Origin of the sequence: Sphingomonas sp. BK481, from assembly GCF_014194875.1 — a bacterium.
GTDB lineage: Bacteria > Pseudomonadota > Alphaproteobacteria > Sphingomonadales > Sphingomonadaceae > Sphingomonas > Sphingomonas aerolata.
Genome location: NZ_JACIAP010000001.1, coordinates 182,543 through 204,729 on the forward strand (window position 1 = coordinate 182,543; position 22,187 = coordinate 204,729).

Consider the following 22,187-nt stretch of genomic DNA (forward strand, 5'->3'; position numbering starts at 1 on the left):
ATGAGCGTCGCGTTTCGCCGTGAAAGCGACGAGGAACATCTCGAGCCGAAGTTCGAACAGCCAATCGCGCCGGGGCCCAATCTGGTCACGGCGCGCGGCCTTGCGCTGATCGGCGAGCGCGTCGAGACGATCGAGGCGGCGGTGGCGGCCGAGACGGACGAGGAAGCACGCAAGGTGCTGCTGCGCGACCTGCGTTACTGGCATACGCGCCAGACGACGGCAGAGCTCGCGCCGGAGCCCGAAGAGGGTGAGGTCGGGATCGGATCGTCGGTGCGCGTGCGGATGAACGGCGCGGAGCGGACGATCGCGATCGTCGGCGGTGACGAGGCGGAGCCGGGTGAGGATCGCCTCGCTTTCTCCGCCCCGCTCGCGCGCGCGCTGATGGGCGCCGCGGTGGGCGAGACGGTCGCGTTTGCCGGCAAGGCGGATGCGATCGAGATAGTGGAGATCGCATAATGGCCGAGGCGAAATTCGAACGGCACCGCCAGCCCTGGACCCAGGACGAGATCCAGAAGCTGCACACGCTCGCCAAGAAGGGCATGGCGCTGAAAGCGATCGCCAAGGCGCTGACGCGGAGCGAGGAATCGGTGAAGACGCGCGCGAAGGAAGATTCGCTGAATATCGCGAAGCTGCGCTGACTTTTCCGTTGTCCTGATTTTCGTCAGGATGACGATTTAAGAATTCACCACCCCGGCGGAGGCCGGGGTCCAGTTGGAGAGGTGGGGGTAACGGCGCGCGACGTGCGTCATTGCCGTCCCCCAACTGGGCCCCGGCCTTCGCCGGGGTGGTGCTTTTGTTAAGAGCCGGTGGCACCTATATGGGCGATCCCGAACGCGCTACATCCGGCCTTGTTCTCCCGCGAAGGCGGGAGCCCAGCCTGGGTCCCGCCTTCGCGGGGAAACACCTTTGACCAGCGGCCCGCACCCCGCGCCGCACGGAGCGAACCTTGTCCGATTATGACGCGATCATCCTCGGGGCAGGCGCCGCCGGGCTCATGTGCGCCGCGGTCGCGGGGCAGCGCGGGCGGCGGATCCTGCTCGTCGATCATGCCGAGCAGGCGGGGAAGAAGATCCTGATCTCGGGCGGCGGGCGGTGCAATTTCACCAACATGCACACCGCCGCCGACCGCTATATCTCCGCCAATCCGCATTTCGCCAAGTCCGCGCTCGGCCGCTACACCGCGCAGGATTTCCTCGCGCTCGTCGAGAGTTACGGGATCGCGTGGCACGAAAAGACGCTGGGGCAGCTGTTCTGCGATGGCTCGGCGAAACAGATCGTCGAGATGCTGCTCGACGAATGCGACAAGGGGCGGGTCGACCTGTCGCTGGGACGCGGCGTCACTGCGGTCGAGCAGGGTGACAGCGGCTACCGCGTGTCGCTCGACGGCCGCGTGGTCACCGCGCCCGCGCTGGTGATCGCGACCGGCGGGCCGTCGATCCCGAAAATGGGCGCGACCGGCTTTGCCTATGATCTGGCGCGGCAATTCGGGTTGAAGGTGGTCGAGCCGCGGCCCGCGCTCGTCCCGCTGACGCTCGGCGGCGACGAGATCCTGTTTCGCGAATTGTCGGGCGTCGCCGCCGATGTCGTTGCGACGGCCGGCAAGACCGCGTTCCGCGAGGCGGCGCTGTTCACGCATCGCGGACTGTCGGGCCCGGCGATCCTGCAGGCCTCGTCCTATTGGCGGCATGGCCAGCCGGTGGGCATCGATTTCGTCCCCGACCGCGACTCCGGCTGGCTCCCCGCGGCCAAGCGCACCACGCCGCGCGCGACCTTGCGCAAGCTGCTCGGGGGGACGCTGCCCGACCGACTCGCGGAGACGCTGAGCGAGCGGCTGGGGATGACGGGGGAGATTTCCACGCTCACCGATCGCCGGCTGCAGGACGCGGAGCGTGCGCTAAGCCACTGGCAATTCACGCCAAATGGCAGCGAAGGCTATGCCAAGGCGGAGGTGACGGCGGGCGGAATCAGCACTGCTGAGCTTTCTTCACAAACAATGGAAGCCAAACGCGTAAAAAACCTGTATGCGGTCGGCGAAGCGGTCGATGTCACAGGGTGGCTCGGCGGCTACAACTTCCAATGGGCATGGGCGAGCGGGTGGGCCGCGGGCCAAGTCCTGTAGGGACCACCACGCCAGTGCTTTGCCGTAGCGTCAAGCCGGCCACCAATTAGGACGTACATGCCTTTTTCAAATATTCCGTCGCTTCTTTCCGAAGCGCTCGCCGCGCGTGGCTATACCGCGCTCACCCCCGTCCAGGCGCATGTGATCGAGGAAAACGCGGTCGGTCGCGATCTCGTCGTGTCGGCGCAGACCGGCTCGGGCAAGACCGTCGCGTTCGGCCTTGCCATGGCCGGCGAACTGCTCGGTGAAGCGGGCGAGGACGGCGTCCAGCGCCTGCCGGCGCCGCACAAGCCGCTCGTGCTCTGCATCGCACCGACGCGCGAACTCGCGCTCCAGGTCAGCCGCGAGCTGATGTGGCTCTATGCCAAGGCTGGCGCGCGCATCTCGACCTGCGTCGGCGGCATGGACGCGTCGAAGGAGCGTCGCAGCCTCGCACACGGCGCGCATATCGTCGTCGGCACGCCCGGCCGTCTGCGCGACCATCTCGAGCGTGGCGCGCTCGACCTGTCGGCCCTGAAGGTCGCGGTGCTCGACGAGGCCGACGAGATGCTCGACATGGGTTTCCGCGAGGATCTCGAGCAGATCCTCGACGCGTCGCCCGAGCAGCGCCGGACGCTGTTGTTCTCGGCGACGATGCCACGGCCGATCGTCGCGCTCGCCAAGCGCTACCAGCGCGACGCGGTGCGCATCTCGACCGTCGGTGAGGATCGTGGTCATGGCGACATCTCGTACCAGGCCGTCACGGTCTCGCCGTCCGAGATCGAGCATGCGGTGATCAACCTGCTGCGCTTCCACGAAGCGGAGACGGCGATGCTGTTCTGCGCGACGCGCGATAACGTGCGCCATCTGCATGCGAGCCTGGTCGAGCGCGGTTTCGCCGCGGTCGCGCTGTCGGGTGAGCATTCGCAGAATGAGCGTAACGCCGCGCTCCAGGCACTGCGTGACCGCCGTGCGCGCGTCTGCGTCGCGACCGACGTCGCCGCGCGCGGCATCGATCTGCCGACGCTCAGCCTCGTCGTGCACGTCGAACTGCCACGCGATGCCGAGACGCTGCAGCATCGCTCGGGTCGTACCGGTCGTGCGGGCAAGAAGGGCACCGCCGTGCTGATCGTGCCGTTCCCGCGTCGCCGTCGCGTCGACATGATGCTGAAAGGTGCGAAGATCAACGCGGAGTGGGTCAACGCCCCGACCGCCGAGGACATCCGCAAGAACGACCATGAGCGTCTGATCACGATGCTGATGCAGCCGGTCGAGGTCGAGGACGAGGATCGCGAGCTCGCGACCCGCCTGATGGCCGAGAAGACCCCGGAGGATATCGCTGCGGCGCTGGTGCACATGCACCGCGCGACGATGCCGCAGGCCGAGGATCTGATCGACCAGAGCAAGCAGTCGGTCAGCGACGATCGTTCGCAGGGGCCGCGCGCCGGGTTCGAGGACACGGTCTGGTTCCGCATGGACATCGGCCGTCGCCAGAACGCCGATCCGCGCTGGATCCTGCCGCTGATCTGCCGTCGCGGGCACATCACCAAGTCCGAGATCGGTGCGATCCGCATCGGCCCGAACGAGACCGCGTTCGAGATCCCGCGCGCCGTCGCGTCGCGCTTCTCGGCGGCGATCCAGCGTACCGCGCAGGCGGGCGAAGAGGAGAGCGGCGTCGCGATCGAGGCAATGCAAGGCGCGCCCGAGAGCACCGCACGCCATGCCGGCGGCGGTGGTCGCAGCAACGCGGGCGCCCCGCGCTCGACGCTGCACCGCGCGGCCCCGCGTGGCGGTCCGGCACCGGCGCGCAAGGCGCCGTATCGCGGCAATCGCGAGCGGAGCTGAACCTGCCGCCTTCCGTTCGTGCTGAGCGACGTCGAAGCACCCCGGCTTGGGGCATGCCCTTCGACTTCGCTCAGGGCGAACGGGGGAAGGGCGCGGGCGGCCTCCGGCACCGTCATACTGACGACGCCGGGAGCCCCATAGCCCCGTCATCCTGACGAAAGTCAGGACCCAGAGTAACGAACGCCGTCCTGTATGACCCTGGGTCCTGACTTTCGTCAGGATGACGAGGGGCGGGAGAAAACCATGACCGACACGCCACCCTCGCTCCGCATCCTCGTCGACGCCGATGCGTGTCCCGTCAAAGACGAGATCTACAAGGTCGCGTGGCGGCACGAGGTGCCCGTCACCATCGTCGCGAACAGCCATTTCCGGATACCCGTCCACCCGCTGGTCAACCGCGTCGTCGTCAGCGACGGGTTCGACGCCGCCGACGACTGGATCGCCGAGCAGGCCGATGCGAGGGCGGTGGTGATCACCGCCGACATCCTGCTCGCCGATCGCTGCGTGAAAGCGGGGGCGACCGTGCTCGCCAACACCGGCAAGCCGTTCACCACCAGCTCGATCGGCGGTGCGATCGCCACGCGCGCGATCATGGCCGATCTGCGCGCGGGCGGCGACGTGATCGGTGGCCCTGCACCCTTTGCCAAGGCGGACCGGTCGCGTTTCCTGTCCGCGCTCGACGCTGCGCTGGTCCGGCTGAAGCGCGGCTGAGCCACGCATGGCTCGACTTCCCCGGTCTCTCCGGGCACACATAGGTTATGCGTCCCCCTCTGCTCGATCGTGATGAACTGCTCGCGCGACAGGCGTTCCAGCTCGCGCTGGTCGACCTGTTCCGTACGATGGCGCGACCCGACGACATCATGGCGGCGGCCGCAGCGGCGCTGGGCTCGCATCTCGACGTCGCGCGCTGCGGCTATGACGAGGTGTCGGCGGACGGCGCGATGACCCGGGGCGTCGGCGACTGGTCGAACGGGACGCTGCCCGGCCTCGCCGCGACGCCAGACGAAACCGGGGACGCGGCACTGGGCGCGGGCGTGATCGCCGATCTGCGGCGCGGGCTCACGGTGATCGTCGACGATTGCGCGACCGACGCACGCGCGCGTGATCCGGCGACCGCGCGGTGCTGGGCGCAGGCCGGCGTCGGCGCGCTGATCGCCGCGCCGCTGCTCCGCGACGGGCGGCTCGCGGCGGTCCTGTACCTGCACGAGGCCACGCCGCGCGACTGGACCAGGGCGGATATCGCGCTGGTCGAGGACGTCGCGCTGCGCACCTCGGACGCGGTCGACCGGGTGCGCGGTGAGATCGCGGTGAAGGCGAGCGAGGCGCGCTATCGCTCGCTGTTCGAATCGATCGATGCGGGGTTCTGCGTGATCGAGTTGCTGTTCGCCGACGGCGCGCCGTACGACTATCGCTTCCTCGAGGTGAACCGGGCGTTCGCGCGCAACACCGGGCTCGACGACATGATCGGGCGGACGATCCGCGACGTCGTGCCAAACATGGAACAGCGCTGGTTCGACCTGTACGGCCATGTCGCGACGACCGGCGAGCCGCTGCGGTTCGAGGATCCCGCCTCCGCGCTGCAGGATCGCTGGTTCGAGGTCTATGCCTACCGCGTCGATGCGCCCGAGCTGAACCATGTCGCGGTGCTGTTCAACGACATCAGCGAGCGCCGCCGCAACGAGGTGGCGCTGTCCGAAAGCCGCGAGGAGCTGGAACTGGCGACGCGGGTCGCGCGGCTGGGGCGGTTCGACTATCGGCCAGCGGACGGCATGCTGCGCTGGGACGACCGGTGCCGCGCGCTGTTCGGGATCCCGGCAGGCGCGCCGGTCGAGTACGAGTCCGCCTTCCTCGCCAATCTCCACCCCGACGACCGCGCAGCGGCCGATGCGCAAGTCGCCGCCGCGCTCGATCCGCGCGGCACGCGGATGTTCGATTCGGAATATCGCACGATCGGCCAGAGCGACGGCGTCGAGCGCCACATCGTCGCGCACGGCATCGCGTTCTTCGATGGCGATATCCCGATCCGGCTGGTCGGAACGGTCGTCGACATGAGCGACGATCGCCGCGCACAGGCGGCGCTGCGTGAGACGAGCGAGCGGCTGCGGCTCGCCAGCCGTGCGACCAACGACGCGATCTGGGACTGGGACCTGCGGAGCAACTCGGTGCTGTGGAACGAGGCGCTGACGCGCGCCTATGGCCATGTCCTGCCCGATGCGAAGTCGACCGGCGACTGGTGGCTGGACCAGGTCCATCCGGAGGACCGCGCGCGGATCCATGCGAGCATCGATGCGGTGATTTACGGGCAGGACAGCGACTGGACCGACGAATACCGGTTCGCCTGCGCCGACGGCCGCTATGCCGATGTGCTCGACCGCGGCTACGTCATCCGCGACGAGGACGGCGCGCCGACGCGGATGATCGGCGCGATCCTCGACCAGTCGACGCGCAAGGCGGCGGAGCGCCAGCTGCGCGCGATCAACGAGGGACTGGCCGAAGCCGTCGAGGTGTCGACCGCGGACCGCGACCGGTTGTGGGAATTGTCGTCGGACATCATGCTGCGCGCCGAGTTCGACGGCACGATCGTCGCCGCCAATCCCGCCTGGACCGACATGCTCGGCTGGTCGATGGACGAGATCGTCGGACGCCAGCTCTTCTCGCTGCTCCACCCCGACGACGTCGCGCATACCGGCCTGGCCGCGGCGGGGATCGCCCGCGGCGAGGCGGTCGCGCGGATCGACAATCGCTATGCCCACAAGGATGGCAGCTATCGCTGGATCAGCTGGGCGGCGCGGCCGGGCGACGGGCTGATCAACGCGGTCGGGCGCGACGTCACCGCGGACAAGGAGCGCGAGGCACAGCTCGCGCGCGCCGAGGATGCGCTGCGCCAGGCGCAGAAGATGGAGGCGGTCGGCCAGCTGACCGGCGGCATCGCGCATGATTTCAACAACATGCTCACCGGCATCCTGGGCGGGCTCGACATGGTCCGGCGCAACGTGCCCGAACCGCGCCCGGACAAGGTCGACCGCTATCTGGAGGCGGCGACGGTCTCCGCGCAGCGCGCGGCCGGGCTGACGCAGCGACTGCTCGCCTTTTCGCGGCGCCAGTCGCTCGACGTGAAGGCGACCGATGTCGACCGGCTGATCGCCGACATGGAGGATCTGCTCGCACGGACGCTGGGCGAGAATGCGCGGCTCGAGATCCGGCGGCAGGACGCGACCTGGCCGGTGACGACGGATGCCAACCAGCTCGAAAGCGCGCTGCTCAACCTCGCGATCAACGCGCGCGACGCGATGCCCGACGGCGGGCGGCTGACGATCGAGACCAAGAACACGCATCTCGACGCGCACTATGCCGAGGCGATCGGCGATCTCGCGCCCGGCGATTATGTCGCGATCGGCGTCAGCGACACCGGCACGGGCATGTCGAAGGCGGTGATCGAGAAGGCGTTCGACCCGTTCTTCACCACCAAGCCGATCGGGCAGGGCACCGGGCTCGGCCTGTCGATGATCTATGGCTTTGCGCGCCAATCGGGCGGGCATGTCCGGATCTATTCGGAGGAGGGCGAGGGCACGACGGTCAAGCTGTACCTGCCGCGCTTCCACGGCACCGCGGCGGCCAGCGTGCCGACCGCGGACCGCGACCTGCCGCGCGCGGACGGCGAATGCGTGCTGGTGGTCGAGGACGATGTCGCGGTGCGGATGCTGATCGTCGATATCCTCGGCAGCCTGGGTTACGGCGTGATGGAGGCGGGCGACGCGCGCGCGGCGATCCCGATCCTCGAAAGCGGGCGGCGGATCGACCTGCTGGTCAGCGATGTCGGCCTGCCCGGGATGGACGGGCGCCAGCTCGCCGAGGTCGCGCGGCGGCATCGGCCCGATCTGCGGATCCTGTTCGTCACCGGCTATGCCGAAAAGGCGGCGGTGCGCGGCGCGTTTCTGGGTGCGGGGATGGAGATGATCACCAAGCCGTTCGCGCTCGACATGCTCGCCGAACGGATCCGCGAGATGGTCGCGCGCTGACCCCGGGCGAGCGCGAAGACGCGCCGCCCGTGACTTTACCGGTTGCCATCCCGGGGCCACGGTCGGCATAGGCAGGCGCCACCCGCTCCCGGAGACCTTCATGCAAACGCCAGCCGCGAGTCCCGCACTGGGGCTCGACTTCGGCACGACCAACAGCGTCGTGGCGCTCGGGACGCCCGGGGGCACGCCCGAGCTCGTGACCTTCGCCGCCCCCGCCGAGACCAGCCCGGTGTTCCGCTCCGCGCTCTGCTTCTGGCAGGACGACAGCGGCAAGGGGCTCGCGGTCGATGCGGGGCCGTGGGCGATCGCGGAATATATGGAATATCCCCTCGACAGCCGGTTCATCCAGTCGTTCAAGTCGGTCGCGGCAATGAAGACGTTCGAGCAGGCCTCGGTCTTCGACAAGCGCTATCGCTTCGAGGAGATGGGCAAGCTGTTCCTCGACAAGCTGATCGCGCATGCGGGCGGCAGGCTCGACACGCGGCCGCAGCGGATCGTCGTCGGGCGGCCGGTCGAATATGCCGGCGCGCGGCCCGACGAGGCGCTCGCGCGGACGCGCTACGACGCGATGTTCAAGGGCTTCGGCGCGGAGATCCATTATGTCTACGAACCGCTTGGTGCTGCGTACAGCTATGCGACGCGGCTGACCGAGCCTGCGACGATCCTGGTCGCCGATTTCGGTGGCGGCACGAGCGACTTCTCGGTCGTGCGCGTCGCCGAGCCGGGGGCGGCGCGACGCTGTACGCCGCTCGGCCATGCGGGCATCGGCATTGCGGGCGACCGGTTCGACTACCGCATCCTCGACCGGCTGGTGCTGCCGATGCTCGGCAAGGGCGGCGCGTACAAGTCGTTCGGCAAGGAGCTCGAAATCCCGCGCGCCTATTTCGCCGATTTCGCGGACTGGTCCAGGCTCGCGCTGATGCGCAACCGCAAGACGATGACCGAGCTCGAGCGGTTGCAGAAGACCGCGATCGACCCGGATGCGATCGGGCGGATGATCGCGGTGATCGAGAACGAGCTCGGCTATCCGCTGTACGACGCGGTCGGCACGCTGAAGCGGGCCTTGTCGCAGGGCGAGGACGCGCATTTCCACTTTGCGGGCGCGGGGCTGGAAATCGAGGCGGAGGTGACGCGCGCACAGTTCGAGGGCTGGATCGCCGACGACGTCGCACGGATCGAGGCGACGGTCGACCAGGCGCTGGCGGCGGCCAAGGTCGGCGGCGGCGATATCGACCGCGTGTTCCTGACCGGCGGGTCGTCGCTGATCCCGCGGGTGCGGCAGATCTTCGTCGAGCGGTTCGGCGAGGCGGCGATCATGAGCGGTGGCGAGCTGACCTCGATCGCGCATGGGCTGGCGCTGATCGGCGAGCAGGACGACATCGCGGCGTGGTCTGCGTGATCCCTCGGGTTCTTCTCGGGACGGCGCAGGTGCCGGGGGGCGGCGAGTTGCGGCTGCTCCAGCGCGGCGCGGAATTCTCGATCATGCTCGGCGCGAACGAGCTGATGAACAGCCGGCTGAGCGGGTCGGAAGAGGCGCTGGCCGAGCAGGCGTGCGAACGGATCGGCGCGCGGCCGGGTGTGCGGATGCTGATCGGCGGGCTCGGCATGGGTTTCACGCTGCGCGCAGCACTCGCGCGGCTCGGGCCCGATGCCGAGGTGGCGGTCGCCGAGATCGTGCCCGAGGTGGTCGAATGGGCGCGCGGGCCGATGGCGGCGCTGCACGGCGACAGCCTGACCGACCCGCGGACGCGGATCTTCGAGGGCGATGTCGCCGCGGCGATCGCGGACGGGGAGTGGGACGCAATCCTGCTCGACGTCGACAATGGGCCCGACGGGATTTCGCGGCCGGGCAATGACCGGCTTTACGGCGCGGCGGGGCTGGCGCGGGCGCGCGCGGCGCTGCGGTCCGGCGGCGTGCTCGCGGTGTGGTCGTCGGCGCCGAGCAAGCCGTTCGCCCGCCGGCTCGACGAGGCGGGGTTCGCGGTCGACGAGGTCGTCGCACGCGCGACGCGCAAGGGCGGGGCGCGTCACGTTATCTGGTTCGCGACCAAGGCATGATCTGGCGCTGGGCTCTGCTGGTCGCGCTGTCGGCGCTGGTGGCGGGGGCGCTGGAATGGATCGGACTCCCCGCCGGACTGCTGCTCGGACCGATGATCGCGGCGGTCGTGCTCGCGGTGCGCGGCGGGTCGCTGGGGGTGCCGATCCTCGCCTTTCGCGGCGCACAGGCGGCGGTGGGGACGCTGATCGCGGGATCGATCACCACCGGGATCGTCGCGACCGTCGCGCAGCACTGGCCGGTGTTCCTCGCGGTCAATGTCGCGACGCTCGCTGCCAGCAGCGTGCTCGGCTATCTGCTCAGCCGGTGGCAGGTGCTGCCGGGGACGGTCGCGGTGTGGGGTTCGACGCCGGGGGCCGCGAGCGCGATGGTGCTGATGGCGCAGGCGTATGGCGCGGATTCGCGGCTGGTCGCGGTGATGACCTATACGCGCGTCGTGTGCGTCGCAGTCGTCGCCTCGGTGCTGGCGGCGGTGATGGTCGGCGGGGGCAGCGGGCATCATCCGGCCGCGGCGTGGTTCGCGGGCGTCGATCCGGTCGCGGTGCTGCGGACGGTGGCGATTGCCGGTGTCGGCGCGATTCTTGGCGTCAAGCTGCGGCTGCCCGCGGGCGCGCTGCTCGGACCGCTCGTGCTGGGCGGGGTGCTCAACGTCACCGGGATCGCGCAGCCGGTGCTGCCGCAATGGCTGCTCGCGATCAGCTATGCGGTGGTCGGGTGGAAGATCGGGCTGTCGTTCACGCGCGATACGCTCCGCGTGGCGGGCAAGGCGATGCCGCGGATCCTGCTGTCGGTCGGGCTGCTCATCCTGTTCTGCGGCGGGATCGCGGCGGCGCTGACACGCTGGGCGGGGATCGACCCGGTCACCGCCTATCTCGCGTCGAGCCCCGGCGGGATGGATTCGGTCGCGATCATCGCCGCGTCGAGCCCGGTCGACGTGCCGTTCGTGATGGCGTTGCAGGTGATGCGGTTCCTGGGCGTCTTGCTGATCGGACCGCCGCTCGCGCGGTTCGTGGCGACGCGGCAGGGCGGGGTGGTGCCGGTCATTCCGACCTGACGCGCCGTACCCGCGTACCGAACCCCCGTCCGTTCGTGCTGAGCGAAGTCGAAGCACCTGCGCGCGCGGCCTGCCCTTCGACTTCGCTCAGGGCGAACGGGGTTGGGGGCGTCACCCCTTGGTCGGGCGATAGGCCTCGACGTCGATCTCGTGGCGTTTCAGCTTGTCGTAGAAGGTCTTGCGCGGGATGCCGAGCGCGGCGAGCGCGGAGCGGACGTCGCCGCTGACCTGGTGCAACGTCGCGCGGATCGTAGCTTCCTCGAACTTGTCGACACGCGCGGGGAGCGGCAGGTCGCCATCCTCGTCCGCGGGGGCATCCGCCTCGACGCGCAGCACCAGCCGCTTCGCCAGATTGTCGAGCTCGCGGACATTGCCCGGCCAGTCATGCTGGCCGAGATAGGCGAGCGTCGCGGTGTCGATCGTCGGCACCTCGCGCCCGAACCGCTCGGCGGCCTGGTGCAGCAGATGCCCGAACAGCAAGGGCACGTCGTCGCGCCGTTCGCGCAGCGGCGGGATGCGCAGCCGCACCGCGTCGAGCCGGAACAGCAGTTCGGCGCGGAACCGGCCATCCTCGACCGCCTGGTCGAGCCCGGGTTTCGCCGCGGCGATCACGCGCAGGTCGAGCGCACGCGGCAGGTCGCCGCCGACCGGCATGACCTCGCGCTCCTCGAGCACGCGCAGCAATTTGGCCTGGACCGCGGGCAAGGTGCTCTCGATCTCGTCGAGGAACAGCGTGCCGCGGTTCGACGCCTCGATCCGGCCGGTGCGGGGCAAGCGCGAATCGCCGTCATGGCCGAACAGCTCGATCTCCGCGACCGCCTCGGGCAGTGCGGCGCAGTTGACCGCGACGAACGGCCGCGACCGGCGGTTGCTCCAGCGGTGGAGCAGCACCGCGACGAGTTCCTTGCCGGTCCCGGTCTCGCCCTCGACCAGCACGTCGATATCGGCCTGCGCGATCTGGCGCATCGTCTCGCGCAGCCGGACCATCACCGGGGTCTCGCCGATCAGCGGTTCGGCGCCGATCGTCTCCTCGGCGGCGGCGCGCAGCCGGCGATTGTCGAGGACGAGGCGGCGCATCTCGAGCGCACGCCGGGCGCCCGCGATCAGGTGATCGGTCGCAAACGGCTTGGGGATGAAATCGAACGCGCCGTTCTTGAGGGCGGCGACCGCCATCGCGACGTCGCCATGGCCGGTCATCAGCAACACCGGGATCTCGTGGTCGATCGCGGCGATGCGGCGGAACAGCTCCAGCCCGTCCATCTTGGGCATGCGGATGTCGGACACCACGGCGCCGTCGAACCCCGCATCGATCCGCGCGAGTGCGACAGTCGGGTCGCGCTCGGCGATCACCGCGATGCCGGCGAGTTCGAACGACTGTTCGAGCGCACCGCGCAGCACGTCGTCGTCGTCGACGAGCAGGACGCTCTGCTCGCTCATGCTTTTACCAGGATCATGCGGAAGACGGCGCCTCGTGGAGCAGGGACGAGGTCGAGCGTGCCGCCGAACTCGGTCATTATGTCGCGCGCGATGCCAAGCCCGAGGCCAAGGCCGTCGGTCTTGCTGGTCGCGAACGGTGTGAACAGGTCGTCGGCGATGCCGGGATCGATGCCGGGGCCGTTGTCGGCGACGGTCAGCACGACGTCGCGGCCCTTGCGCCCGACGGTGACGTCGACGCGCGCATCGGGCCGTTCGGCGACCGCGTCGAGCGCGTTCTGGAGCAGGTTGACGAGCACCTGTTCGAGGCGGACGCGGCCGGCGATGACGGTCAGCCGCGCCTCGGGCCCGCTCGGCAGGTCGAGCGTCACGCCCTTGGCGCGGAAGCGGTCGCCGATCAGCAGGCGGACGCCGTCGATCGCCGCGTCGAGCGCGACCGGGCCGATCGAGCCCGCGCCACGCCTGGCATAGCGGCGCAGCCCCGCGGTGATCGTGCCGATCCGGCTGGTCAGATCGACGATCGCCTGCAGATTGGTCGCGGCGCGCGCGGGTTCGTCGCGCGCGAGGAATGCGGCGGCATTGTCGGCAAAGGTGCGGATCGCGGCAACAGGCTGGTTGATCTCATGCGCGACGCTCGCGGTGATCGTGCCGATCGAGCCGACGCGGTTGGCATGGGCGAGCTCCTCGCGCGCCTGGCGGAAGCGCTGGTCGGCGGCCTCGCGCTGTTCGACCTCGATCTGCAGCCGGTCGGCGGTGGCGCTGAGCTCGGCGGTGCGGCGTGCGACCTCGGCCTCGAGTTCGGCGCGCGCGCCCGCGTTGCGCTTGCGGCGCTGGTGAAGCCACCACGCGCCGAGCATCGCCGCGATCGTCGCCAGCGCGGCGATCGTCGTCGCCGAGCGCGTCCGCACCGCCGCACTCCGCAGCGCGGCGTCGAGCGGCTCCATATGGACCAGATGCCAGCCCGCGATCGGCACGGGCAGCGACACCGTCACCGCAGGCGTCCCGTCGCCGAGGCGCGACCGGTCGTCCGCCAGCGTCAGCGGTGCGCGGAGCAGCGGCAGCGTGCCGAACTGCCGCGTCTGCGCGAGTGTCCGACGCCGTGCAGGAGACAGCGCGCGTGTCGTGTGGAATTCGAGTCGCGGATCGCTGGAGATCAGGATCACGCCGTCCGCATCGACGACGAAGGTCGCCATGTGATCCTGGATCCAGGCCTGCGCGATGCGGTCGAACTCGACCTTGACGACGACGACGCCAAGCGGCCGTCCCGCGCGGTCGATCCGACGCGAGAGATAGAGGCCGGGGCGTCCGCTGACACTGCCCAGCGCGAAGAACTCGGTCGCGCCCGAGGCCATCGCCTTGGTGAAATAGTCGCGGTAGCGATAATCATGCCCGAGAAAGCTGTCGGGGCGGTCCGCATTCGACGCGGCGATCGTCATCCCCTGCGTATCGAGCGCATAGATGACCGGTGCACCGGTGCGCGCGGCGAGCAGTGCGAGCTTGGCGTTGAGCGCCGGATCGACCGTGCCCGACGCGAGGGCCGCGCGGACATCGGTATATTCGCCGAGCATGACGGGGAGCAGGCGGTAGGTCTGCAGTTCCGCCTCGAGCAGCCGCAGGTTGCTGCGCGTCTGTTGCATCGCCCGCAGCCGGACCGCGGCAGTCGCATCCGCCACCGTCCGCCGGCCATAGACGGAGGCGACCACCGAGACGATCACGCCGAGCGCGGCGAACGCCATCAGCACCGCCAACGCGGTGGTCACCAGCGAGGATCGAGTCCGTCTCATCTGTGCGGATTATCACACACATTCGTGTGACGCCATCGGCAAAAATGTGCATTATCCGCACATTCGAAACATCGGTACGGAGCAAACTCACGCGAATCCAAGGGTTTGACGCACTTGACGTGATCACTTGTAGTCCGGGGTCCGGCCCGGCATTACCGCCCTCACTAACGTCCCGCGTGAGTGGACGAGACTTTCAGGAGGCGATGTTGACCCTACCATCCCAGACATATGCGGTCGCGGAAACGCCGGCACGCAAAGGCTGGACCAGCCAGCTCTATATCCAGGTGCTGATCGCGATCGCGCTGGGTGCAGCGCTCGGGCATTTCTATCCGACGTACGGCGCGGCGCTGAAGCCGCTCGGCGACGCGTTCATCAAGCTGGTGAAGATGATCATCGCCCCGGTGATCTTCCTGACGCTCGTCACCGGTATCGCCGGGATGAAGGAACTGGGCGCGGTCGGTCGCGTCGCGGGCAAGGCGTTCGCCTATTTCCTGTTCTTCTCGACGCTCGCACTGATCGTCGGTCTGATCGTCGCCAATGTCGTCCAGCCGGGCGCGGGGATGAACATCGACGCCGCCTCGCTCGATACCAAGGGCATCGCCGACTATACGGTCAAGGCGCATGAGACGACGATCACCGGGTTCCTGATGAGCATCATCCCGGACACGATGGTCAGCGCGTTCACCGACGGCAACATCCTGCAGATCCTGCTGATCGCGATCCTGTTCGGCATCTCGCTGAGCCTGGTCGGCGAGCCTGCCAAGCCCGTGCTCAACTTCCTCGAGCGTCTCAGCCTGATCGTCTTCAAGCTGGTCGGCATCCTGATGCGCGCCGCCCCGCTCGGTGCGTTCGGCGCGATCGCGTTCACGATCGGCAAATACGGGATCGGCAGCCTCGCCAATCTCGGCGCGCTGGTCGCGACCTTCTACCTGACCGCGGCGCTGTTCGTCGTCGTCATCCTCGGCACCGTCGCACGCCTCACGGGCTTCTCGATCTTCAAGCTGATCAAGTATCTGAAGGCCGAATTGCTGCTGGTGCTCGGCACCTCGTCGTCGGAAGCCGCGCTTCCGAACCTGATCCAGAAGATGGAGGCTGCGGGCTGCGAGAAGTCGGTCGTCGGGCTGGTCGTGCCGACCGGCTATTCGTTCAACCTCGACGGCACCAACATCTACATGACGCTGGCCGCGCTGTTCATCGCACAGGCGACGAACACCGACCTGACGCTGGGCCAGGAACTGCTGCTGCTCGTCGTCGCGATGATCTCGTCCAAGGGCGCCGCGGGCGTCACCGGTGCGGGCTTCATCACGCTGGCGGCCACGCTGTCGATCGTGCCGACCGTGCCGATCGCGGGCATGGCGCTGATCCTTGGCGTCGACCGCTTCATGAGCGAGTGCCGCAGCCTGACCAACTTCATCGGCAACGCGGTCGCGACGATCGTCGTCGCCCGCTGGGAAGGTGCGCTCGACCGCGACAAGCTGAACGCGGCGCTGTCGGGCCAGCTGCCCGAACTCGCACCGGCGCCGATCACGACCGCCGCCGCTCCTGCCGCATGATCCCGACGGGGCCGGCGTTGGCCGGCCCCGCGACCAGTACCGGATAGCTTTTATGACCTCGATGATGATGCGCCGCGTGCGCCATGCGGCCGGCTTTGCCGTCGCGACCCTTCCCGCAATGGCGCTCGCCCAGGCCGCGCCGCAACAGGCCGCTCCCGAGAGCGCACCGCCCAAGGCGCGCGAACGGCTCGGTCCCGTGTCCAAGGACGCGGCCGGCACCAGCGCGGCCTCGCCGATCGCCGAGAGCTATCCCAATGCCGCGGTCGGCGACGGCGTCACCGCGGGCGGCTACAACTAGTCACGCTGGGCGGAGGACTGGTCGAAACTGCGCGACCCGGCCAAGCGCAAGGACATCATCGACCAGCTGAAATTCATCTCGATCGCGGGCGACGGCGACGTCTACCTGACGCTGTCGGGCGAGGCGCGGTTGCGCGTCAACCACACCACCAACCCCAATCTGCGTGACAGCGAAGCGCAGCGGCAGGACATCCTTCGCCTGTTCGGCGGCGCGGACCTGCATGTCGGCGAGCATCTGCGCTTCTACGGCGAAGTCGCGCACGGGACGCTCGAGGGTGAAAATCTCGGCAACGTGCTGCCGAACCTGCGCAACAAGCTCGCGGTGCAGCAGGCGTTCGTCGACCTGACCGGGACGGTCGCCGATGTCGATGTCGGGGTCCGCTATGGTCGCCAGACCTTTGCCGACGGCCCGAACCTGATGGTCGTGCCGCGCGACAACAACACGCTGTACTTCGGGTTCAACGGCTTTCGCGCCTGGGCGCGGACCGCGGGCGTGCGCGCCGACGTGTTCGACTTCAAGCCGACCGCCTACGGCACGCAGGGCACGCGCGACGACGATGCGGAAAGCGCGCGGCGCTTCTCGGGCATCTCGACCGGCGTCGTCCTGCCCGACACGCTGTTCGGCGGGTCGAAGCTCTATCTCGATCCGTTCCTCTGGCGGCTGCGCAACCGCAACGCGGTCTGGGGCACAGACAATGCGCGCGAGGTCCGCAATTTCTACGGCCTGCATTTCTGGGGCGATGCCGGACCGGTCAATCTCGACTGGACCGTCAATTATCAGGGTGGCAGCTATGACAACCGCTCGATCAAGGCGTGGCTGATCCTGCTCGCGCAGACCTACAAGCTGGGCAAGGGGCGCAACGCACCGCGCGTCGGCTTCCATGCAGACTATGCCAGCGGCGGTGGTGCCTACGGGAACGGCACGCTGCGCACCGCGCTCGCACCGTTCGGCAACAACATCTATTACAGCTATCAGTTGTTCGCGACGCCGACCAACCTGATCGCGGTCGCGCCGAACGTCAGCTTCACCGTGCTCGACAAGCTGCGTCTGACCGCGGAATATCAGCTGTCGTGGCGCGATTCGCAGAATGACGCGGTGTACCGCGCCAATGGCAGCGCCTTTGCCGGCACGCAGAACGTGTCGGGCAGCAAGATCGCCGACACGATCCGCTTCCAGGCGGTCTATCCGATCTCGTCGCGGCTGTCCTTCACCGGCCGTTACGAGCATCTGATCGCCGGGTCGTCCCTGACCCGCGCCGGGTACAAGAACTCGGACTTCCTCGCCGGCTGGCTCAGCTACCGCTTCTGATGACCTCGATCCTCCCCCCGGGCGGGGGAGGATCGTGACGGCACGCGATACCGTCAGGATTAACCTGCGTCGCACCCACCCGTATTTTCCGTCCTCCCGACCATACCGGTCCTTCAATTTCGTGATCGACTGTGGCACATGGACTCCATCATCAGGAGTCACATGGTCATGGATCTGAGCTTCACACCCGACGAAGAGGCCTTTCGCGAGGAGGTGCGCGACTTCTTCCGCGAAAAACTCCCCGCGCGTCTCTCGACGCTGGTCCGCGAGGGCCGCCGGCTGCGCAAGGCCGACATGGAGGAATGGCACGCGATCCTCAACGCGCGGGGCTGGCTTGCCAATCACTGGCCGCGCGAATGGGGCGGGCCGGGCTGGAGCGTGATCCAGCGCTTCATCTTCGACAATGAATCCGCGCTCGCGCACGCGCCGCGCGTCGTGCCGTTCGGCGTCAACATGCTGGGGCCGGTGCTGATCAAATACGGGTCGGAAGAGCAGAAGCGCCACTGGCTGCCGCGCATCCTCGACGGCTCCGACTGGTGGTGCCAGGGCTATTCGGAGCCCGGCGCCGGCTCCGATCTCGCGGGGCTCAAGACCACCGCGGTGCGCGAGACGCGGGATGGCCGCGAGGTCTATGTCGTCAACGGGCAGAAGACCTGGACGACGCTCGGCCAGCATGCCGACATGATCTTCTGCCTCGTCCGCACCGATCCCGCCGCCAAGAAGCAGGAGGGGATCAGCTTCCTGCTGATCGACATGAAGACGCCCGGCATCGAGGTCCGCCCGATCACGCTGATCGACGGCGAGCAGGAGGTGAACGAGGTGTTCTTCACCGATGTCGAGGTGCCGGTCGAGAATCTCGTCGGTACCGAGAATGACGGCTGGACCTACGCCAAATATCTGCTGACCTATGAGCGGACCAACATCGCCGGGGTCGGCTTCTCGATCGCGTCGTTCGAGCAGCTGAAGACGGTCGCGCGGACGCAGACGAAGAATGGCCGGCCGCTCGCCGAGGATCCGCTGTTCGCGGCGCGGATGGCGCGGGTCGAGATCGACCTCGCCAACATGCAGACCACCAACCTGCGCGTCGTCGCGGCGGTGGCGGGCGGCGGTGCGCCGGGCGCGGAAAGCTCGATGCTCAAGATCAAGGGGACCGAGATCCGCCAGGAGATCACCGCGCTGACGCGGCGCGCCTATGGCGCCTATGCCGCGCCCTATATCCCCGAGGCGCTCGAGGCGGGGTGGAATGGCGAGCCGGTCGGGCCCGACGATGCGGCGACCGCGTCGCCGAGCTATTTCAACAACCGCAAGCTGTCGATCTTCGGCGGATCCAACGAGATCCAGAAGAACATCATCTCCAAAGCCATATTGGGTCTCTGAGCATATGAACTTCGAGCATAGCGATGACCGCCGGATGCTGGCCGACACGCTCGTCCGGGCACTCCGCGACGGCTATCCGATCGAGACGCGCAACGCGGGTGCCTATGGCGACGCGGGCTATGACCCCGCGGTCTGGCAGCAACTGACCGAACTCGGCATCGTCTCGGCGCTGTTCGACGAGGCCGCGGGCGGATTCGGTGGCAGCGGGTTCGACATCATGGTGGTGTTCGAGGCGCTCGGCCGGGCGCTGGTGGTCGAGCCGTTCCTCGGCGCGCTAATGGCCGGCCGCGCGCTCGCCGCGGCGGGCGGGCACGACGCGGTGCTGGCAAGAATCGTCTCGGGCGAGACGATCGCCGCCTTCGCGCACGAGGATGCGCAAGCGCCCGTGACCGCGACGCCCGACGGCGACGGCTGGACGATCAGCGGCACGAAGGCGGTGGTGCACCAGGCAGGCGCCGCGTCGGTCTTCGTCGTCAGCGTCGAACAGCCGGGCGATCCGCTCGTCCTGCTCGTCCCCGCCGATGCCGCCGGGGTGTCGGTCCGGCGCTACAGCGTCGTCGAGGGCGGCGGCGCGGGCGAGGTGACGTTCGACGGCGTCGCGCTCGGCCCTGACGCCCGGATCGGCACGGACGGGCAGGGGCGTGCGGTGGTCGACGCGGCGATCGAGGCGGGGCTGCTCGCGCTGTCCGCCGAGGCGCTCGGCGCGATGGCGTTCGTCAAGGACGCGACGCTCGGCTATCTGCGCGACCGCAAGCAGTTCGGCGTGCCGATCGGCAAGTTCCAGGCGCTCCAGCACCGCATGGCGACCGTGCTGCTCGAGATCGAACAGGCGCAGTCCGCGGTGATCAACGCGGCGGCGGCGTTCGACGGCGACGATGCGACCGCGCGCGCCCGCGCACTGGCGGCGGCGAAATACACGATCGGCCGGACGGGCGCGCTGGTCGCGGAGGAATCGATCCAGCTCCACGGCGGGATCGGCATGACCTGGGAATATGCGGTGTCGCATTATGCCAAGCGGCTGGTGATGATCGACCACCAGCTCGGCGACGAGGATCATCACCTCCAGCGCTATATCAACCTCGCCAGGGCCGCCTGAGAACCACCCATCCGTTCGTGCTGAGTAGAGAACGAGTAGCCCCGAAGGGGCGTATCGAGGGCTCGTATCGAAGCACAGGTTTCATCCGCCAACCTGTCCTTCGATACGCCGCTTCGGCTTCGCTCAGCAGCTACTCGGGACGAACGGGCAGAGGGAGCGACGGCAGGGCGTCCGGCGTTAGCCGCGCCGCGCGATGATCGGCCGCAAGCGGACACCGAGGCAGATCACCGTCGGCCAGAACATCGTGTTCGCGATATCGATCAGCGTGTCGTCCCAGCGCCACGACCCGTAGTTCAGCCGGTCCATGATCTCGTTGAACGCCTCGCCCGCCGCGACCACGGTCCAGGGGATGAAGGTGCCGAACGAGCGCCGCGTGATCAGCCGTGCGATCATCAGAAGCGCCATGCCCGCATGGATATGCAGGATGGTGTCGGGAAGGCCGGTGCCGTCGCCGACCCAGTCGATCCACTGATGGTAGAGTTTGGGTAACACGTAGAGCCTCCGCCGCGGGCAGGGTGCTGCCCGGGCGGGGGCTTACCGTGATGATCGGCGAAACGATACCGGCGTGATCAGCCGCGCACCGCCTTGCGGCAGGCCTTGACCAGATTGACGATCAGCCCCGACAGCGTCGAATAATTGGCATGGTGATAGGACGACCCGTCACCAAGTTCGCCTGTCAGGCGGCGATGCGCCTCGGGCAGCGCATGATAGGGCAGCCCCGGCAGCAGATGGTGCAGCGCGTGATAGCGCAGGCCCACCGGTGCCCAGATCTCGGCAAGCAGGCCCGGCGGCGGCACGTTGACGCTGTCGAGATACTGGTCGGTGATGCTCATCGCATCGCCCTCATTCTCCCACAGATGCGCGACCAGCGTGCGGACCTGGTTGAGCACCGCGATCGCCGAGACGATGGCGAGGAAGGTGAGCGAGGCGGCAAGCGGGAACACGCCGGTCGCGGTCAGCACGACGAAGCTGATCGCCCAGATGCTCGCCGCGGTCTCCCAGATCCTCCAGCTCCGCAGCGCGGCGCCCTCGGGCGGCTTGCGGCGGAACTGCGGGTTGATCGCGAGCGCGGAATAGCGCGTGACGACGATCTCGCGCAGCTTGGGCGACAGCAGCGACAGCGGCGCGAGCACGCCGTAGCGCAGGATCAGGCCGATCGGCAGCAGCGCGGACACCAGCACGAAGATCGCGAGCGTCGCCGCCGGCCCGCGGGCGAGCGGCATATATTCCGGATCGCGGTTCGTGCCGTAACGAGTCTTGGCGTGATGCAGCGTATGGACGCCCTCATACATCAGCGACGGCATCATCACCGGTACGCCGAACAGAACGTTCCACCCCGCGGTAAAGCCCCGCACGGCGTTCGGCTTCATGTGCGACAGTTCGTGGATGAAGCTGAGCGCGCGGTACAGGGCGAGCACTGCGACGACCGCGCCGAGCAGCTTGGCCCAGACCGGCGTCGCGACGATCGCCACCGCCATGCCCGCATAGCCGAGGCCCGCCGACGCGATCAGATCGGTCCAGTAGACGATCGGGCGCGCCGCATGCAGGTCGCGCGTCAGCGACGCCGCGGCCTTGATCATCGCGATATCCTCGCGTCCCGCCTGCGCCGCCTTCGGGCGCGCCAGCGCGGCCGAGGCCCGCGACAGGGTCGCAGCGAGGGGGTCGGGCGTGACGAATGCGGTTGCCATGATCATACCATTTTCGGGTGACGTATCGTCGTCGATACAGAAGAATTCAGGCTGAAAAATGGTGATGGGACGACCGGAATCAACCACCCGGTCGGGCCGCGACCGATTGCGCGTCGCCGTCGCGACGGACATGCGGGGCCGTGAAGACCCGCCTGCATCGTTGATCTGAATTAGGAACACTTTACTGGCGCAATCGTTAGGGCGGTGGTTCCCAACCGGGCTCATTTTCGAGAAAGCGAATTTTATGAAGACATTGCTCCTTGGCGCAGCCGCGCTTGCCATGACTGCCCTCCCCGTCGCGGCGAGCGCAGCACCTGTCACCGGCAACGCCGCACAGTCGCTGTCGGTCGCGTCGTCGGCTCGCGCCGGCACCGCCACCAAGCGCTCGAGCAAGGTTGCAGCGGACAGCATCGCACCGCTGGTCATCGGCGCAGGCGTGATCGCCGGCGTCGCATATCTCGTCATCGACAAGGAAAATGACGACGACAACTCGGACAGCAACTGAGTTAAGCGCGGGGGCGGCGGTCGCGTCGCCCCCGCAACCTCTGTCGCCCGGTATCGGGCGATAGACGTTTCA

Annotated in this window: 19 protein-coding genes; 15 read left to right on the plus strand and 4 right to left on the minus strand. The window is 68.3% G+C overall.

Annotated features, from left to right (window positions below; genetic code table 11):
• The 9 genes from FHY04_RS00795 to FHY04_RS00835 all read left to right on the plus strand — a co-directional run bounded on the left by FHY04_RS00795 (position 1) and on the right by FHY04_RS00835 (position 11,072).
• Entirely contained in the window at positions 1 to 456 is a 456-nt protein-coding gene (locus FHY04_RS00795; protein ID WP_031441771.1) for a GreA/GreB family elongation factor, read from the plus strand.
• Positions 456 to 638 (plus strand): hypothetical protein, encoded by a 183-nt coding sequence (locus FHY04_RS00800; RefSeq protein WP_031396458.1) that lies wholly within the window; start codon positions 456 to 458, stop codon positions 636 to 638. The genes FHY04_RS00795 and FHY04_RS00800 overlap by 1 nt, the downstream gene beginning before the upstream one ends.
• Positions 639 to 946: 308 nt before the next feature.
• Complete coding sequence (locus FHY04_RS00805; RefSeq protein WP_260171255.1) at positions 947 to 2,119, plus strand: NAD(P)/FAD-dependent oxidoreductase; 1,173 nt, start codon at positions 947 to 949, stop codon at positions 2,117 to 2,119.
• A 57-nt stretch (positions 2,120 to 2,176) separates the two neighbouring features.
• Positions 2,177 to 3,943, plus strand: a complete 1,767-nt coding sequence (locus FHY04_RS00810; RefSeq protein WP_056409192.1) for a DEAD/DEAH box helicase — start codon at positions 2,177 to 2,179, stop codon at positions 3,941 to 3,943.
• 243 nt (positions 3,944 to 4,186) lie between these two features.
• Positions 4,187 to 4,654, plus strand: a complete 468-nt coding sequence (locus tag FHY04_RS00815; protein WP_183935092.1) for a YaiI/YqxD family protein — start codon at positions 4,187 to 4,189, stop codon at positions 4,652 to 4,654.
• 47 nt (positions 4,655 to 4,701) lie between these two features.
• Positions 4,702 to 7,962 (plus strand): PAS domain-containing protein, encoded by a 3,261-nt coding sequence (locus tag FHY04_RS00820; protein ID WP_183935093.1) that lies wholly within the window; start codon positions 4,702 to 4,704, stop codon positions 7,960 to 7,962.
• Positions 7,963 to 8,062: 100 nt separating this feature from the next.
• A complete protein-coding gene (locus FHY04_RS00825; RefSeq protein WP_166746921.1) occupies positions 8,063 to 9,361 on the plus strand; it encodes an Hsp70 family protein in 1,299 nt (432 codons plus the stop codon).
• On the plus strand, positions 9,358 to 10,020 hold the full coding sequence (locus tag FHY04_RS00830) for a hypothetical protein (RefSeq protein WP_183935094.1): 663 nt from the start codon (positions 9,358 to 9,360) through the stop codon (positions 10,018 to 10,020). Before FHY04_RS00825 ends, FHY04_RS00830 begins: the two co-directional genes overlap by 4 nt.
• Positions 10,017 to 11,072, plus strand: coding sequence for an AbrB family transcriptional regulator (locus tag FHY04_RS00835; RefSeq protein ID WP_183935095.1), 1,056 nt, complete (start codon positions 10,017 to 10,019; stop codon positions 11,070 to 11,072). Before FHY04_RS00830 ends, FHY04_RS00835 begins: the two co-directional genes overlap by 4 nt.
• A 111-nt stretch (positions 11,073 to 11,183) precedes the next feature.
• Here FHY04_RS00835 and FHY04_RS00840 read toward each other — a convergent pair whose 3' ends face one another.
• Together FHY04_RS00840 and FHY04_RS00845 are read right to left on the minus strand one after the other, a co-directional pair.
• Complete coding sequence (locus tag FHY04_RS00840) at positions 11,184 to 12,509, minus strand: sigma-54 dependent transcriptional regulator (protein WP_056409201.1); 1,326 nt, start codon at positions 12,507 to 12,509, stop codon at positions 11,184 to 11,186.
• Positions 12,506 to 14,290, minus strand: a complete 1,785-nt coding sequence (locus FHY04_RS00845; protein WP_221211584.1) for an ATP-binding protein — start codon at positions 14,288 to 14,290, stop codon at positions 12,506 to 12,508. The genes FHY04_RS00840 and FHY04_RS00845 overlap by 4 nt, the downstream gene beginning before the upstream one ends.
• Positions 14,291 to 14,496: 206 nt before the next feature.
• On the opposite strand from FHY04_RS00845, the gene FHY04_RS00850 reads away from it, so the two are divergent.
• From FHY04_RS00850 to FHY04_RS00865, 5 genes are all read left to right on the plus strand, one after another.
• A complete protein-coding gene (locus FHY04_RS00850) occupies positions 14,497 to 15,843 on the plus strand; it encodes a dicarboxylate/amino acid:cation symporter (RefSeq protein WP_260171256.1) in 1,347 nt (448 codons plus the stop codon).
• A 52-nt stretch (positions 15,844 to 15,895) separates the two neighbouring features.
• On the plus strand, positions 15,896 to 16,141 hold the full coding sequence (locus FHY04_RS22370; RefSeq protein WP_260171257.1) for a hypothetical protein: 246 nt from the start codon (positions 15,896 to 15,898) through the stop codon (positions 16,139 to 16,141).
• A gap of 111 nt (positions 16,142 to 16,252) precedes the next feature.
• On the plus strand, positions 16,253 to 17,449 hold the full coding sequence (locus FHY04_RS00855) for an alginate export family protein (protein ID WP_260171292.1): 1,197 nt from the start codon (positions 16,253 to 16,255) through the stop codon (positions 17,447 to 17,449).
• 168 nt (positions 17,450 to 17,617) lie between these two features.
• Positions 17,618 to 18,826, plus strand: a complete 1,209-nt coding sequence (locus tag FHY04_RS00860; RefSeq protein WP_183935433.1) for an acyl-CoA dehydrogenase family protein — start codon at positions 17,618 to 17,620, stop codon at positions 18,824 to 18,826.
• A 4-nt stretch (positions 18,827 to 18,830) separates the two neighbouring features.
• Positions 18,831 to 19,922: an acyl-CoA dehydrogenase family protein gene (locus FHY04_RS00865; protein ID WP_183935096.1), complete on the plus strand. Its 1,092-nt coding sequence runs from the start codon at positions 18,831 to 18,833 to the stop codon at positions 19,920 to 19,922.
• A 177-nt stretch (positions 19,923 to 20,099) separates the two neighbouring features.
• On the opposite strand, the gene FHY04_RS00870 is transcribed toward FHY04_RS00865, so the two are convergent.
• The gene (locus FHY04_RS00870; protein WP_183935097.1) at positions 20,100 to 20,414 is read right to left on the minus strand and encodes a hypothetical protein; all 315 of its coding nucleotides are present in this window, start codon (positions 20,412 to 20,414) and stop codon (positions 20,100 to 20,102) included.
• A gap of 77 nt (positions 20,415 to 20,491) precedes the next feature.
• On the minus strand, positions 20,492 to 21,610 hold the full coding sequence (locus FHY04_RS00875) for a fatty acid desaturase (protein WP_183935098.1): 1,119 nt from the start codon (positions 21,608 to 21,610) through the stop codon (positions 20,492 to 20,494).
• 244 nt (positions 21,611 to 21,854) lie between these two features.
• Between FHY04_RS00875 and FHY04_RS00880 the strand changes: the two genes are divergently transcribed.
• Positions 21,855 to 22,115, plus strand: a complete 261-nt coding sequence (locus FHY04_RS00880) for a hypothetical protein (RefSeq protein ID WP_183935099.1) — start codon at positions 21,855 to 21,857, stop codon at positions 22,113 to 22,115.
• The last annotated feature ends 72 nt before the right edge of the window (positions 22,116 to 22,187 follow it).